Source organism: Flavobacterium sp. M31R6 (genome assembly GCF_013284035.1).
Lineage (GTDB): Bacteria > Bacteroidota > Bacteroidia > Flavobacteriales > Flavobacteriaceae > Flavobacterium.
Map to the genome: position 1 here is coordinate 778,341 of NZ_CP054141.1, position 16,606 is coordinate 794,946.

Consider the following 16,606-nt stretch of genomic DNA (forward strand, 5'->3'; position numbering starts at 1 on the left):
AATCATTACTAATTAGTTTTATATTTGTCCAATATTACTAATATTAATACCAACTGATTGGAAGTAGGTTTATTAGTAAAAAACATATTAGACCACTCTATGAAATTAAAATTACTTTCTTTATTTTTCTTCGTATTATTATCTAAAAACATCAGTTTTGCCCAATGTACTTTTGCAAATCAGCCTTTTAATGGTGTCGTTCAGTCCATTTGTTATAATACTGAAGTTATTGCTCCAAATGTTGGTGAAGTAGCTACTACAGGAGTGACTGTGGGTTCTTATGTTGCTGTAAATGTTACGAAAGGCTATACATATTCTATAAAAACGACAAATACCGATTTGGGATTTATAAAAAGGATAACTTTATTTGACAGTAGTGCAACAGGAGTAAGTCTTGCAACTGTTATCTCAACAACGAATAATACAGCCATTTCTCTAGGATGGACCGCTAGTTTTACGGGCGTTTTGTATGTTCAATTCAATAATAATGGTAATAGCTGTGCATCAAGTTCGAGTGCTGATACGATTACTATAACTTATACCGGCGGAAATGACATATCCGATTCTCCAGCTACTTATGGAATCGATAGTTGGGTAGGTCATCTTTATAATTTTTCGAATGCAGTAGCTTCACCTCCTAGTGATGCTAATGCTTTTGGCAATTATCTAGGATATTTTAATGTAGGAACACAAAATTTTATTCAAAATTATGGAGGTAACGATGTGTGTTTTCCATATACGGCCAATGATGTTCCGGCCACCCTTAGAACAGATACTTTTGCGGTTAAATATAGAATGCAATCTACATTAACAGGATGTTATTTGGTGACTGTAAGAGGAGATGATGGAGTTCGTTTGACAGTGGATGGTGTTAAGGTTTTTGATAGATGGGTACAACAATCGGCCACTACTTATGATAATATTTTAGTGTATTTGAATGGTCATAGTGATCTGTTGCTTGAATATTATGAAAAAAACGGAAGTAATGATGTAAATTTTACAATGGTGCCATTTGTAGCGAGTACCAATTCAATAACTGGGCCAACACCTTCTTCAGTTTGTAGCGGTTTTGCACCTGGTGTAATTGATGGAAGCTCTTTTATTTATAATGGAGCAACGGTTAACCCAACAATAAATTTTCAATGGCAATCTTCGTCAGATAATGTTACGTGGAGCAATATTGCAGGAGCTACATCAGAAGATTATTCACCGCCAGCCACTACCACAACAACTTTGAATGTACCCGTTTATTATAGGCGAGTTGTTTCGGCAGTAGCGGCAACAGCCTCAAGTTGTGTTTATAATAGTAATTCAATTCTTGTTACTACAAGTCCAGTGGGAACTTTGACAGTTCCTGTAGCCAATACAGTTTCTGGCGTAACCTGTTCTCAAGTCGTTGCCAATTGGTCAGCATCTACTAACGCATCGAGTTATTTATTAGATGTGGCTACAGATTCTGGTTTTACCATTATTTTGCCTTCTTATTCTAATTTAAATGTTGGTAATGTAACTACTTACACTATTACTAATTTACCTCCGGCTGCTACTTATTATTATAGAGTTCGTGCTATGAATGGATGTAATACGACGGCGAGCTCAGGAACTATATCTTTTACAACATCCGCTTTTGTGCCTACAACATCGGCAGGAACTTATCAAATATGCGTAGACAGCCCAACTTTAAATACTATTGCAACGGCCCCTGTTAATTCAGGACAATATGTTACTCTTGATGTGGTTCAGGGTTTTACGTATACTTTTTCTGTAGGGGATGTTTTTTCTGGGCTTAATGAAAGTTTAAATATTTTGGATGCTTCAACCAATAACAATGTAAGCCCGACGGCATTTTCATCGGCGCCAACAGGAACGTCGATTACTTGGAAGGCTACATTTTCTGGATCGATTAATGTTGTGTTGTTTAGTAACGATTGTTCAAATAGTGGAGCAATAGGAGGATCTTTACAATTAAAATTAATTAGCGTAGGGAATACTTTAGATTTGCAAGCAGCAGTTGGAACTAATACATGGGTGGGCCATGTTTATAATTGGACGGGAGGGGTGCCCCCAGGAGGAGCATCGCCATCGGCACTAGCAGCAAGTTCCCCTTTTGTAAATGCGAATTATGTGGGTTATTATAATGAAGGTGCAGAAACTATAGCTCAAGGTTTTGGAGGTGATCCCTCATGTTTTAAGACATATAGTAATGGGGTTAATAGAACCAATATTTATGCGGATAAATTTGCAGTGCGTTATAGAATGAAATCGACTAAACCTGCTGGTTGTTATATTGCTACAATGAATGGTGATGACGGAATTCGTTTGTATGTGGATGGTGCATTGGTTTTTGATGCTTGGAAAGATCAAGGAAATACAGTTTACGGCAGCGTTTTGATCTATTTGAATGGGAATAGTGATTTGGTTTTTGATTATTACGAAAATGGAGGAGGGAATGTTGTAGGTTTTAGTTTGACTCCTTTTGTTGTAAGTCAGAATACAATAACGGCTCCAAATCCTGCATTGCTTTGTAGTGGAACAACTCCGAATGCTATCACAGGAACACTTACTTATAATGGAGCGACTGCCAATCCAACTATCAATTTTCAATGGCAATCGTCACCAGATAATAGTACATGGACAGATATAGCAGGAGCAACATCACAAAATTATACTCCGGTTGCTGTTACAACAACAACTTTAAATGTCACTGTTTATTATAGAAGAGTTGTGGTTGGTTCAAGTACGGCTACTTCGGGTTGTACTTATACGAGTAATGTCATTTCGATAACAACCAGTCCGGGAATAGCGGCAGCACCTTTATCTCCAGTTGGTTCTGCAGCTACTTGTAATCAATTAACAGCCAATTGGACTGCATCAAGTAATGTGACTAACTACCGCTTAGATGTTTCTACCTCAAATACTTTTGCGAGTTTTGTAGCAGGTTATAATAATTTGAACGTTGGAAATGTGATAGCTTACAATGTAACGGGTCTAACAGCAGGCATTACTTATTATTTTAGGATTCGCGCTGTAAATGGTTGCGGTACCAGTGTAGATTCAGCTACAGGAACATATGCTACTTTGCCTGCGACACCTGCACAACCGGGTATTATAGCAGGTACAACTCCTCAATGTCCTTCATTGACGGGACAAGTTTACAGCATAGCTGCTGTTACCAATGCTTCAACATATAACTGGACAGTTCCAACAGGTTGGGTTATAACAGGAGGTGCAGGTACCACAAGTATTACTGTGACTACAGGTACATCTGGACAAAACGGGAATATTGGTGTTGCGGCTGTAAATAGTTGTGGGACTAGCGCTGTGAGAAATCTTGCTGTAACAGTAGTTGCTACCGCAAGTGTAGGAGGAACTTTAGGGGGTAGCGCAACGGTTTGTTCAGGAACAAATAGTACTTTGTTTACACTATCTGGCTATACAGGTGTTATTCAAAGTTGGGAATCATCTACCGATAATTTTGTGTCCATAGTTACACCTATAGGCATTACCACAACAACATATACCGCTGCAAATTTGACTAGTACTACTCAATATAGAGTAGTTGTAAAAAATGGTGGAAGTTGTGCCGTGAACTCAACAATTGGTACGGTTACCGTTACACCTACCTTAACGGCTGCCAGTGTTCTGCCAAACAGTGGGCAATCTATTTGTGCCAATGGATCTGGAACTCTTTTGACAATTACAGATACAGGCGGCGGTGCAATTACTCATCAATGGGGAAAACGTGCTGTTTCAGGCGGAACTATTACGAATATATCAGGAGCTACGGGATCAACTTATACTCCAACAGGAGTTGATTTAACTCCGGGTACCTGGTTTGTAGTTTGTACATCAACACCAGCATGTGGCAGTCCTATAATCTCAAATGAAGTTCAGGTTGTCGTAAATACAATTCCTGCAGCACCTACAGTCGGTCCGATTGTGCAACCCAGCTGTACTGTAAATATTGGCTCTGTTTTGTTAACGGGATTACCCGTTTCTGGGACACTTAATCCTGGAAATATTACCTATTCTGGAACGAGTTATACTGTGAATGGCTTATCGTCAGGGACATATTATTATACCGTTTCAAATGGCACTTGTTCATCATTGTCATCTGCAGCTGTTTCAATAAATGCAACTACTACCAATACTTGGAATGGTTCTTCTTGGTCTGCAGGAACACCTACAACATCTCAAAGTCTTGTTTTTAATGGTAATTATAGCTTAACTGGGGATATTCAGGGTTGTTCGTGTCAGGTGAATTCTGGCTTTACCGTAACTATCCCTAGCGGAAATACAATGACAATCACCAATGCGGTAACTAATGGAGGTATTTTAATCTTCGAGAACAATGCAAGTTTGATTCAGTTGAATGATGGTGCTGTTAATACCGGAAAAATTATTTACAAGAGGGAAACGACACCAATGAAGAATTTTGATTATACGTATTGGTCATCACCGGTAAAAGACCAAGTTCTGAATGTATTATCTCCGAATACTTTATTTGATAAGTACATGAGTTACTCGATGAATAAATGGGTAGTTGAGCCAGCTACAAGCACTATGAATGGTCCAGGGAAGGGATTTATTATACGTGTTCCTAAGCCTCAATTTTGGCCAGACCCTATGGCAACTACTTATATTCAGCCGGTACAGTTTGAAGGAGTTCCAAATAATGGAGTGTATACTTTGCAAATTGATCCAATAGGATATAGTAACCTGATCGGGAATCCATATCCGTCGGTTATGAGTGCCGATGACTTTTTAATGGAAAATAGTGTCAATAATACTAGGCTAGAGGGAACCATTCGTTTATGGACGCATAGTTCGAGTATAGCGAACCAAAAATATGCTGGTGCGGATTATGCCTCTTATAATTTGACAGGGGGTACAGCGGCGGTTACCGGTGGCGAACAACCTTCCGGTAATATAGCGGCAGGCCAATCTTTTTTTGTAAAAAGTGCTGGAGCCGGCCCCGTAGTTTTTAACAATAGTATGCGAGTAGCTATTCATTCAGGAGATAATTCGCAATTTTTTAAAGGAACAAAATCAAAGAAGACTTCAATTGAGAAGCATCGCGTTTGGTTGAGTTTAAGCAATACGGAAGGAGCTTTCAAAGAATTGCTGGTAGGATATGCTACAGGTGCTACCAATGGGGTTGATAATGCTTATGACGGAGCGTCTAGTACCAGTTATAAATACGTTGATTTTTACAGTATTAATAATAATGCCAATTATATTATACAAGGACGTGCTGTTCCATTTGACAAAACGGACAAAGTGCCATTGGGTTATAAATCGACATTAGAAGGAACTTTTGTGATAAGCATTGATAAAGTAGACGGAGTTCTGGCCACGCAGCCTGTTTTTATTGAAGATAAATTGAACAATGTCATTCATAATTTAAAGGATGGACCCTATTCATTCACTACTGTTGCGGGAGTTTTTGATAATCGTTTTGTGTTGCGTTATACTGATAATACTCCAGTTGTAACACCGCCGGCTGTAGTCGTTCCTCCAGTAGTGGTTGAACCTCCGGTAGTTGTAGCTCCTCCTGTGGTAGTAGAGCCACCGGTTATTGTAGTACCCCCAGTGGTAGTTGATCCTCCTGTAGTAGTTGTGCCGCCAGTAGTGGTAGAACCACCAGTTGTTGTAACGCCTCCGGTAGTTGTAGATCCTCCTGTAGTAGTTGTGCCTCCTGTAGTGATTGATCCACCAGTTGTTGTAACTCCTCCAGTGATAGTAATTCCTCCGGTAAGTGGTTTGGATCCGACTTTGGGAAATCCATCTTTCGAGAAAAAAGATAAATCGGTTATTGTATCGGTGAAAGATCGTCAAATAAAAGTTAACTCTTTCGATGAAACAATTGCCACGTTGATGGTTTATGACTTGAGAGGAAGGTTGCTTTACGAGAATGACAATGTGAATAAAAATGAGTTTATTATTCAGAATTTAACCTCAAGTGATCAATTTTTAATTGTTGTGACCCAATTGGTAAACGGTAAGTGGGTGACGAAAGAAATTATCTTTAAAAATTAATCTATATATACTACAATTTGCAATCCCATTCTGGTTATTCAGAATGGGATTTTTTTGTTTTTAGTATTTAATGATTTCAAAATAGTTAATATAAATTAAGATACCCGAGGCGATATTTATCATTGGCACGCGAGGAGTAATTTGTTTTCATGTAAGAAATTAAATTAAAAATTATAAATACATTATAATATAATTCTTATTTTAGTATTGTGTTATTGTTTTTATGGGATTAATTCAATATTATGTTTATGAAAAAAAAAATTTTCGTTTTCCTGATTTTTATTTCTTCACCTATTTTAATTTTTGGACAATCTATATTTGATAATCCTATCAATGGAGTCAATCCTGATGAATCAAATCCTTACATTATTGGACAAATTGTAGACCCAAATATTACGGTTAGCGGTATTGGTAGAGGTACTGGAATATATGGTATAAATACAAATAATAGGTATAATGGCAGAGGCTGGAAATCGGATGTGTTAGATCCTAATGCTTATTTTGAGTTTACACTAATTCCAAATACAGATAAAAAAATTGATTTTATTAGTTTTGTATATACAGGACAAGTGTCTATAAATGGCCCCACTCTTTTTGCTTTTCGTTCCAGTCTAGATAATTTTACATCAGATATAGGTGTTGTTACGGCAACGGGTTCAACAGTTTCTTTGTCTGCTACTGAATTTCAAAATGTAGCTTCTTCCATTACCTTTAGATTATATGGTTGGGCAGCCAATATGGGAACAGGGACTTTTAGTGTTAATGATTTTCAATTTAATGGTAATATATCTTGTGCAGCTCCACAAATACCTATATTGCCGGAAACAAGTCTTAGCTGTTCATCGACTTCTTTTGCGTTGAATTGGTCAGCTTCTTTACAAGCTTCAAATTATTTTATCGATGTGGCTACTGATTCTGGTTTTATGAATAATCTTGCAGGCTATCAAAATAAAGACTTAGCAAATGCTTTATCCGAAACTGTTGGAGGATTGACAGCAGGGAAAACTTATTATGTTCGATTGCGTTCAGCCAATAGTTGTGCCACAAGTAGTTTTTCCAATACTATAAAAGTAGCTCCACTGGAAACTATTTATGATGGGACATGGTCTAATGGTATTCCTGATGCGACCAAGAACGTACGGTTTTTAAGTGATTTTAATGTAAATACGACTCTAGAAGCTTGTTCTTGTCAAATAGATTCGGGTATTGCAGTCCATGTAGATTCTGGCGTAGTTTTAAAGCTTGTAAATGGATTGGATGTAAAGGGTAGTGGCATACTAACTTTCGAGAATAATTCGAGTTTTATTCAGATAAATAATGCCGCAGTGAATACCGGAAAAATTATCTATAAGCGAGAAACTACGCCGATGAAGAATTTTGATTATACGTATTGGTCGTCGCCCGTGCAGGATCAAGTGCTAAATGTTTTATCTCCTAATACTTTATCGGATAAATACATGAGTTATTCGATGAACAAATGGGGGATTGAGCCGGCGACAAACACCATGAATCCTCCAGGAAAAGGATTTATTATTCGTGTTCCGAAGCCGCAATTTTGGCCAAATCCAGTGGCAGCTACTTATATTCAGCCGGTACAGTTTGAAGGGATTCCTAACAATGGAGCTTACACCTTGCCGATTGATCCAACGGGTTATAGTAACCTGATCGGAAATCCATATCCATCAGCGATGAGTGCAGATGCTTTTTTATTGGAAAACAGCATCAATAATCCTAGGCTAGAGGGAACGATTCGTTTTTGGACACACAATACAGCTGTTACTAATTTGAAATATTCGGGAACGGATTATGCTTCTTATAATTATCTAGGAGGAGTGGGAACCAGCGGTAATTTTGTGGATGCAAACGGGAACGGTGTTATGGATGCCGGAGAAGAACAAATTGTTAATAAGCCTTTAGGATATATAGCGGCGGGACAATCTTTCTTTGTGAAAAGTGCTACTGCAGTAGGGCCTGTTGTTTTTAACAATGGCATGCGTGTAGGGACTTCAGGTAAAAACGCTCAATTTTTTAAAGGGACTAGTTCCAAAACTGCTGCCATTGAGAAACATCGAGTTTGGTTGAATCTAACCAATACAGAAGGGGCTTTCAAGCAAATGTTAGTGGGTTATGCCACAGGGGCAACGAATGGTTTTGATAGTGTCTTTGATGGAAAATCACAAGACAGCAACAAATTCATTGATTTTTACAGTATCAATGAAAACACCAATTTTGTGATTCAGGGGCGTGCGGTTCCATTTGACAAAACGGATAAAGTGCCATTGGGTTATAAAACGACTATCGAAGGAACTTTTACGATAAGCATTGACGAAGTAGACGGGGTCTTGGCTACGCAGCCTGTTTTTGTTGAAGATAAAGTGACTAATGTCATTCATAATTTAAAGGACGGACCTTATTCATTCACTACAGCGGTAGGGGTTTTTAATGATCGTTTTGTGTTGCGTTACAAAGACAATACGCCAGTTGTAATTCCACCTGTGGTAGTTGAGCCTCCGGTTGTTGTCGAACCTCCAGTTGTAGTTGAGCCATTAGTTGTTGTAGATCCACCTGTTATTGTAACACCTCCAGTGGCTGTAGATTCTCCTATTGTGGTTACGCCTCCTGTGGTAGTCGAGCCCCCCATTGTTGTAACACCTCCAGTGGTAGTTGAGCCACCAGTAGCTACAGAGCCACCCGTTGTTGTAACACCACCAGTGGTTGTAGATCCTCCGGTTGTGGTTACGGCTCCTGTGGTAGTCGAGCCCCCTATTGTTGTAACACCACCAGTAGCTGTAGAGCCTCCAGTAGTGATTGTGCCTCAGGTAGTTGCAGAACCTCCAGTGATGGTTGATTCACTGATTGTTGTAACGCCTCCGGTGATAGAAATTCCTCCGGTAAGTGGTTTGGATCCAACATTAGAAAATCCATCTTTTGATAAAAAAGATAAATCAGTTATTGTGTCTGTCAATAATCATCAAATAAAAATCAGTTCGTTTAACGGAAATATTGGTAAAATATTGGTTTTTGATTTGAGAGGAAGATTGCTTTATGAAAAGAGTAATATCGAGAAAGAGCAATTTGTTATCTCAGATTTAATTCCAAAGCATCAAATTTTAATTGTAAAAACGGTTTTTGGCAGTAGTATCAGTCGCATTGATAAAATCCTTTTTTAATTTATGTCAAATAACTAAAAAACCCCATTTTCATGTCGAAAATGAGGTTTTACTATTCTGATAAAAAGATTTATTTTCCTTTTATGGATGCTTCCAAGTTTTTTTCAATCGTATGACCTGGTCTAGTCCATTTTGGTTTTTCACCAAGTGATTCAAATTGTGAATCTACTGCTTCAACAGTTGGTCGCTGTGCTGCTTTTTTAAATGGTTTTTGAGGTTTTAAACCTAATAAATCAAACATTTTCATGTCTTCATTAACATCAGGATTTGGTGTTGTAAGTAATTTGTCTCCGGCAAAAATAGAGTTGGCTCCAGCAAAGAAACACATGGCTTGCCCTTCGCGGCTCATATTCATTCTTCCAGCTGATAAACGGACTTGAGTTTCTGGCATTACAATTCTGGTGGTAGCAACCATTCGAATCATTTCCCAAATTTCCACCGGTTTTTCATCTTCCATCGGAGTGCCTTCTACAGCTACTAAAGCATTGATCGGAACCGATTCCGGTTGAGGGTTTAAAGTGGAAAGTGCCACAAGCATTCCTGCTCTGTCTTCTATGCTTTCTCCCATTCCAATAATTCCTCCGCTACAAACCGTAACACTGGTTTTACGAACGTTTTCTATAGTTTGCAAACGATCTTCAAATCCACGAGTCGAGATAACTTCTTTATAGTAGTCCTCTGAAGTGTCTAAGTTGTGATTGTAAGCGTAAAGACCAGCTTCTGCCAATCGTTGAGCTTGGTTTTCGGTAATCATACCCAAGGTACAACATACTTCCATATCCATTTTGTTAATAGTACGAACCATTTCCAAAACTTGGTCAAACTCAGGACCATCCTTTACGTTTCTCCAAGCGGCTCCCATACATACACGGGAAGAACCTCCAGATTTGGCTCTAAGAGCCTGTGCTTTGACTTGGTTTACGGACATTAAATCATTTCCTTCAACTCCAGTGTTGTATCTCGCTGCTTGTGGGCAGTAGCCACAATCTTCAGAACAGCCACCAGTTTTAATGGAAACCAAAGTAGAAACCTGAACCACGTTTGGGTCGTGGTGTTCCCGATGGATCGTAGCTGCTTCAAAAAGCAAATCCATCATGGGTTTATTATAAATAGCAATAATTTCTTCTTTCGTCCAGTTGTGTTTTGTGATACTCATCGATCCTTTATTTTGATGCCCCAAAAGTAATCAAATTGTTCTAAAGAAGCAATGTGCAAGGCTTAAAAAGACTTACTGTGAATAGTTTGAAAAAAGGAGTTTAATCGGCTATAAATTTGTCGTTATAGTAAAGTATTAATAGCAAAGTTACAATTACTGACGAGGCAATTCCTTCGAAAAACAATGAAAAGCAATACATATTGATTGAAGGATGGCCACCGAATAAAAAACTCTCCGATAAATTATGGATATAAGCATCGCCACCTCTCATATAGCTGTAAACCAGTAGTCCAACAACAGATAAAACGACACCGATTATACAAGTGGTTAAGGCAGCCAATATATTGGGTACAAATTTTGTCTTGCCGTGGGAAACCCTTGAGCGCAACGTGTCATTTACGGCATATATAACGAAGAACACATTCATCAACCTCAAATAGAAAATATTGGATAAACCCAAAAATTCCATTAAAAGAAAATAGGTTCCTATTGATATAAAGATGAAGAACCCGTTTTTAATTTCTTTTTTTACTTTCATGGTGTAGTTTTTTAAAAGTTAGAAATTCAATATGTATTTGGAAATCAGATATGTTGACATAAATTTACAAAAAATAAACGAAATCGATGTAATTAATTGCAGAAGAGTTTTATGTCCGCATTTTTGAAAAGTAATGTGAATTAATAGCTTGTAAAATCGTTTACTGCGTCAGTTCGCTAAAGCTCGTGTGGGAGTGCCACCATAAAGCAAAGGGACCAAATCACTATACGGTGATTCGGTCCCTTTTCTTTATGCTGCCGGGCTATCCGCCTACTTCGTTAGCTTGCTCTTATCCCTCACTCGAGACCAAGGCGTTTGGTTTATTTTTTCAACGATAATTATAGATTGGTCTTGCCCAAATCGAACATACTTATTCTTAAAGTAAATAGTAATTTATTGTTTTTTAAAATATGTCAAAGCCGTATTTCTGTCTTTTTCCAATTGCTCTTTTAAAAGCGCAACCGAATCAAACTTTTCTTCTGAACGGATTCTTTCCAATATGGAAACGGTGATTTTTTGATCGTATAAATCTTCATTAAAATCAAAATAATTGATTTCGATAGTTTGATTTTTGCCATCAACAGTTGGGTTAAAACCTATGTTCATCATTCCCAACACCATTTTTGAGTTTATAATGCTTTTGACAATGTAAACACCGTTTTTTGGAATGAGTTTGAAGTTTTCTTCCAGTTTTAAATTGGCAGTAGGAAAACCAATAGTTCTGCCCAGTTGTTTTCCTTTGGCTATAATTCCTGTTAATGAATAATTGTAACCCAAGAACTCATTGGCCAAAGCCACATTACCCTCGATTAAAGCCTGTCTTATTTTTGTGGAACTTACAGATACCTCCTTGATTTCCTGAGCCGAAATTTCTTCAACTTCAAAATCATATTGTTTTCCAAAAGCTTTTAAATCATCAATATTGGCAGTTCTATTGCGCCCAAATCGATGATCATGACCAATTATTATTTTATGGATATGAAATTGGTCAACAAGGATATTTTTTACAAATTCCTCCGCAGTCAATCTGGAGAAACTTTCGTCAAAGGGATGAATAACTAAATTTTGGATGCCTATTTTATCCAAAAGTTCTATTTTCTCGTCTATTGTATTGAGCATTTTAATATCCGAATCCTCTTGTAAAACCATGCGAGGATGAGGGAAAAAAGTAAGTACCAAACTTTCGTATTTTTCGTTTTCAGTGTTTTGAGTGACTTTTTCCAGTATTTTTTTATGTCCAAAATGAACACCATCAAAGGTTCCTAGCGTAAGAATTGTTTTTTTTGCATTTTCCCCAGATGCAACTTGGAAATCGTTTATAGAATGAAAAATTTTCAAAGTACCTATTTTTAAATATTTTGCAAATTTATACTATCTATTTTAAAAAGAAGAATAAGAAGTTTCTATTTTTATTAATTGTAACCCGTTGGGTGCAATTATTTTTAAACACATAGAGACATAGAATTTATAGTTTTTAAAAGAACTTGATAGACGTTTTACTATTCACATAGTCAATCTATGTGAAAAATAGTGCTATTTCTATTCGTTCTTAAATGATTTGATATTAAATCTATGTATCTGTGTGGTTCATTTTTTAATTGAATTTCACCCAACGGGTTTATTAATTGTAATGTTCATTATGTTAATAAATCTTCAAATTAAGTATTGTAACCTACTGTAATTGTTATGTTTTTCAAATCGTTTTTCAAATCGTTGTATATTCCATTGTAAATGAATTAATTTTGTATATCAATTTTGGATTTATATAATCGAAAATGGACCTCAATTGAAAATGTTTTATTTGTTCATCTATTGGTTCGGGTTATCAAATGCGAAAAACGAAATAGAGGCAGGTGAGATAAATATAAATGAAGTTTCATACTTCAAAACACACATTATCAGTATATGAAATGAGCATGAATGTAAATTGGCCGCAAACACCAATGAAGATATGCGAATTACATATGACCGATAAAAAACAATAAATATCAGCATATGAATAGATTTCTATTTTGTTTAGGATTATTAACTGTAAGTTTTGTTGGGTTTTCTCAAGCCAGATCATCTTGGTCAGTAGTGGGTTCTTCCCAAAGGGGGATTTCTCAAAAACAGGAGGGAGATATCGGATTGGAGCATCAGCTTTTGTACACCTTAAACGTGGCCGAATTCAAACAATCACTGGAAACGCTTCATTCGGATGCATCATTGGCCAAAAGTATAGCTGTTGCAATTCCGAATAGTGCCGGTAAAATAGAACAATTTACTGTAGTGGAATCTTCTAATTTTGCTCCTGAATTGCAGGCAAAATATCCAGAAATTCGTGCCTATTCAGGAACGGGAATTACTGACCCAAAGGCGTTCATTAGTTTTAGTGTTTCACCAAGCGGTATTCAAACGATGATTTTAAGAGGTGACAGTGGTTCTGAATTTATTGATGCATTGCCAGAGAATAAATCGATGTATGCGGTTTCTACTTCAAAAAATAGGAGTAAAGGAGTTTTGCCTTTAACCTGTAAAACAAGGGATGTCGAACTGAGTAAGGATCTGACGAAGAAAACAAGTCAAGTAAAATCAAGTAATGGTGTTTTTAAAACCATGCGATTGGCGCTTTCCTGCACCGGGGAATATGCCCAATATTTTGGTGGTACAGTTGCTAATGCGTTGGCTGGGATGAATGCTACAATGACAAGGGTAAATGGGGTTTTTAATAGAGACTTGGCTGTGAAATTAATAATTATTGCCAATGATACTGATATAATTTTCACGGATCCTCTTACTGATCCATACTCGAATGCGGCTCAAGGTGTAGAGGTAGTTGCAGGTTGTACCGGAAACAACTGTCCTGGAACTTGGAATGAAGAAGTACAAAAAACAATTACCACCAAAATAGGTGAAACCAATTATGATATTGGCCATTTATTTGGAGGCTCTGGAGGAGGCGGAGATGCAGGTTGTATCGGGTGTGTTTGTGATGCATTAACAAATACAGACTCAACACCAGTTTATACTGCAGGAAAAGGTAGTGCCTATACTTCACCATCAGACAGTAAACCAGAAGGTGATTCTTTTGATATTGATTTTGTGGCTCACGAAATGGGGCATCAAATAGGTGCAACACATACTTTTTCGTATAGTGTGGAAGGAACTGGAACAAGCGTGGAACCTGGGAGTGGCTCAACTATTATGGGATATGCAGGAATTACCAATTATGATGTTCAAAGTCAATCGGATGATTATTTTGCCTATGCCAGTATTTCTCAAATTCAGAGTAATTTGGCATCTAAATCATGTCCAGTTAGTACGACATTGAGTAATCAAACACCAACTGCCAATGCTGGAGCTGATTACACTATTCCAAAAAGTACTCCTTTTGTCTTGAATGGTTCGGCTTCAGATCCTAATGGGGACATAATGACTTATTGTTGGGAACAAAATGACTCGGCTACCAATAGTGAAAGTGATGCGAATAGTATCGCTTCTGCAACAAAAGCCAATGGTCCTAATTTTAGGTCATTTTTGCCTAGTAGCGCTACCAATCGTCATTTTCCAACTCTTAGTAAAGTGTTGGCTGGTCAATTGGTTACTACTTGGGAAGCACTTCCATCTGTGGCAAGAAATTTGAGTTTTGTATTCACTGCGCGAGATAATGCAGTTTCAGGATCTGCTCAAACCAATTCGGACGGGATGACACTTACTGTTGATGAAAATAAAGGGCCATTTGCAGTAACTTCGCAAAATATCTCTGATTCCAGTTGGGTGTTGGGCTCGTCACAAACGATAACTTGGAGCGTAAATAGTAGTAACTTATTGTTGGGAGCGACGAATGTGAATATTAAATTATCTACCGATGGAGGTTTGACTTTTCCAACCTTTTTGGCAACCAATACGCCAAATGATGGTTCTGAAGTGATTACTGCACCAACAACGGCTGCCAAGAATTGTAGAATTTTGATACAACCAACAGGGAATGTTTTTTATGCCGTAAATGGTAAGCCTTTTGCTTTGGGGTATAGTGTGGCGACTTCTTGTAATCCCTATGCTTTTGCAGGATCATACCCTATACCCGACAATGTAGCTGCTTACACTGAGAAAACTATTGTGGTCCCAGCATCGACTTCGGAAATTACAGATGTTAATTTTAGTGTTAATTTTACCCATACTTATATATCCGATGTTCAAATTGAATTGAAGAGTCCAAAAGGAACTATTGTGAAATTGTTTGATAAGTCTTGTGGCGCTACCGATAGTAGTTTGGTTTTGACTTATGATGATTTGGGTGGAGCTTTGAATTGTGGTTCAACTGCGAGTCAAACGGTTGTTCCGGCAGGAGTTTTGTCTGCTTTTAATGGGGAAAATCCAGGAGGAACATGGACGCTACGTTTTAGAGATACTAACGCCAATGATACAGGTACAATTAATTCGGCATCTATACAGATTTGTTCAAGTTCTTATACTACTTTGGCAATACCAAGTTTTGAAATCAATGATTTTGTGTTGTATCCTAATCCAAATAAAGGAGATTTTAATATTCGTTTTTCAAGTTCCAATACGACAGCTATCAAGGTTTTTGTAACCGATATGTTAGGTCGAAAAATATACCAGAAAGAGTTTGAAAATACTGGAGATTTCAATCAGAATATTCAATTGAAGAACGCATCAACAGGAACTTATATCGTTACGGTTGTAGATGGAGACAGAAAAGGTGTTTCTAAGATTATTGTTGAATAGATTTTTAAACTTATAATAAAAAAGGGGAGACATTCAAATGTCTCCCTTTTTTATTATATTTATTTTCCGTTGAATGTGGTCATGGTGTTTTCCAATCCTGCCGTTCCAAAAGATTTTATGATTTCGGAAGCGAGTTCCAGTCTTTCGGGAAGTTTTGCTTTTTCGGTATCGTCCCAATCTCCTAAAACGTAGTCAACTTGTTGCCCTTTTTTGAATTCATCACTGATGCCAAATCTAAAGCGGGTGTATTCTTGTGTGTTTAGAACGAGATTGATGTTCTTGAGTCCGTTGTGACCTCCGTCGCTGCCTTTTTTGCGGATGCGAATGGTTCCGAAAGAAAGGTTTAAATCATCGGTAATAACAAATATATTTTCTAGCGGAATATTTTCCTTGTCCATCCAATATTTTACGGCTTTTCCACTCAAATTCATGTAGGTATTTGGTTTTAAAAGCAGAAAGGTTCTTCCTTTGAATTTGTATTCGGCGAGTGCGCCCAGTTTTACGGTTTCGAATGGGATTCCTTCTTTCTTTGCAAGGAAATCCACAATTTTGAAGCCAATGTTGTGTCGGGTGTTTACGTATTCGGAGCCAATGTTGCCAAGGCCAACGATTAAAAATTTCTTACTCACGTTTTTTATTGTTTTTTGGTGTTCGTGAACCTCCGGTTTCCTATTATCTGTGTTCTCTGCTGTTTTTGGTGATGAAAACAGGTTTTGTATCCATTTTATCATGCTGCAAAAATAGGTTTTATTCGATTATTGGACTAAAAGATTATTGGATTTTTAGATTATTCACAAAAAACAAAACCATAAAACCTAACTAGCCCCGATGGGAGGGAATATTCTTTTGGGAACTTTGTCAAAGTTTTAAACTTTGACAAAGTTCCCAAAAGGATTGGAAGGACAGCGGGAATCCATGCTTCCTGAAATGCTCAATCTTTCGCTTCAACTCAAAAAAAAAGCACCAGTTGTGAAA

At 37.4% G+C, this 16,606-nt stretch carries 7 protein-coding genes; 3 read left to right on the forward strand and 4 right to left on the reverse strand.

Annotated elements, in window-relative coordinates; genetic code table 11:
* The first annotated feature begins 99 nt into the window (after positions 1–99).
* Both HQN62_RS03140 and HQN62_RS03145 read left to right on the forward strand, forming a co-directional pair.
* Positions 100–6,039, forward strand: a complete 5,940-nt coding sequence (locus HQN62_RS03140) for a T9SS sorting signal type C domain-containing protein (protein WP_173503287.1) — start codon at positions 100–102, stop codon at positions 6,037–6,039.
* A gap of 248 nt (positions 6,040–6,287) precedes the next feature.
* A complete protein-coding gene (locus HQN62_RS03145) occupies positions 6,288–9,209 on the forward strand; it encodes a T9SS sorting signal type C domain-containing protein (protein ID WP_173503288.1) in 2,922 nt (973 codons plus the stop codon).
* Between the two features lie 70 nt (positions 9,210–9,279).
* Here HQN62_RS03145 and bioB read toward each other — a convergent pair whose 3' ends face one another.
* From bioB to HQN62_RS03160, 3 genes are all read right to left on the reverse strand, one after another.
* Positions 9,280–10,365 (reverse strand): biotin synthase BioB, encoded by a 1,086-nt coding sequence (bioB, locus tag HQN62_RS03150; protein ID WP_116796445.1) that lies wholly within the window; start codon positions 10,363–10,365, stop codon positions 9,280–9,282.
* A 100-nt stretch (positions 10,366–10,465) separates the two neighbouring features.
* Positions 10,466–10,903, reverse strand: a complete 438-nt coding sequence (locus HQN62_RS03155) for a hypothetical protein (RefSeq protein ID WP_173503289.1) — start codon at positions 10,901–10,903, stop codon at positions 10,466–10,468.
* A 393-nt stretch (positions 10,904–11,296) separates the two neighbouring features.
* The gene (locus HQN62_RS03160) at positions 11,297–12,241 is read right to left on the reverse strand and encodes a bifunctional riboflavin kinase/FAD synthetase (RefSeq protein ID WP_173503290.1); all 945 of its coding nucleotides are present in this window, start codon (positions 12,239–12,241) and stop codon (positions 11,297–11,299) included.
* A gap of 657 nt (positions 12,242–12,898) precedes the next feature.
* Here HQN62_RS03160 and HQN62_RS03165 point away from each other — a divergent pair.
* The gene (locus HQN62_RS03165) at positions 12,899–15,631 is read left to right on the forward strand and encodes a zinc-dependent metalloprotease (RefSeq protein WP_173503291.1); all 2,733 of its coding nucleotides are present in this window, start codon (positions 12,899–12,901) and stop codon (positions 15,629–15,631) included.
* Positions 15,632–15,690: 59 nt separating this feature from the next.
* Here the strand turns inward: HQN62_RS03165 and pth are convergent, their stop codons facing one another.
* Positions 15,691–16,362, reverse strand: a complete 672-nt coding sequence (gene pth / locus HQN62_RS03170; protein ID WP_173503292.1) for an aminoacyl-tRNA hydrolase — start codon at positions 16,360–16,362, stop codon at positions 15,691–15,693.
* Between the last annotated feature and the right edge of the window lie 244 nt (positions 16,363–16,606).

Bases quoted from the DNA above. Each gene is read 5' to 3' on its own strand.
- HQN62_RS03140 (WP_173503287.1), top strand. From the start codon at position 100: ATGAAATTAAAATTACTTTCTTTATTTTTCTTCGTATTATTATCTAAA.
- HQN62_RS03155 (WP_173503289.1), bottom strand. From the start codon at position 10,903: ATGAAAGTAAAAAAAGAAATTAAAAACGGGTTCTTCATCTTTATATCA.
- pth (WP_173503292.1), bottom strand. From the start codon at position 16,362: ATGATAAAATGGATACAAAACCTGTTTTCATCACCAAAAACAGCAGAG.
- HQN62_RS03165 (WP_173503291.1), top strand. From the start codon at position 12,899: ATGAATAGATTTCTATTTTGTTTAGGATTATTAACTGTAAGTTTTGTT.
- bioB (WP_116796445.1), bottom strand. From the start codon at position 10,365: ATGAGTATCACAAAACACAACTGGACGAAAGAAGAAATTATTGCTATT.
- HQN62_RS03145 (WP_173503288.1), top strand. From the start codon at position 6,288: ATGAAAAAAAAAATTTTCGTTTTCCTGATTTTTATTTCTTCACCTATT.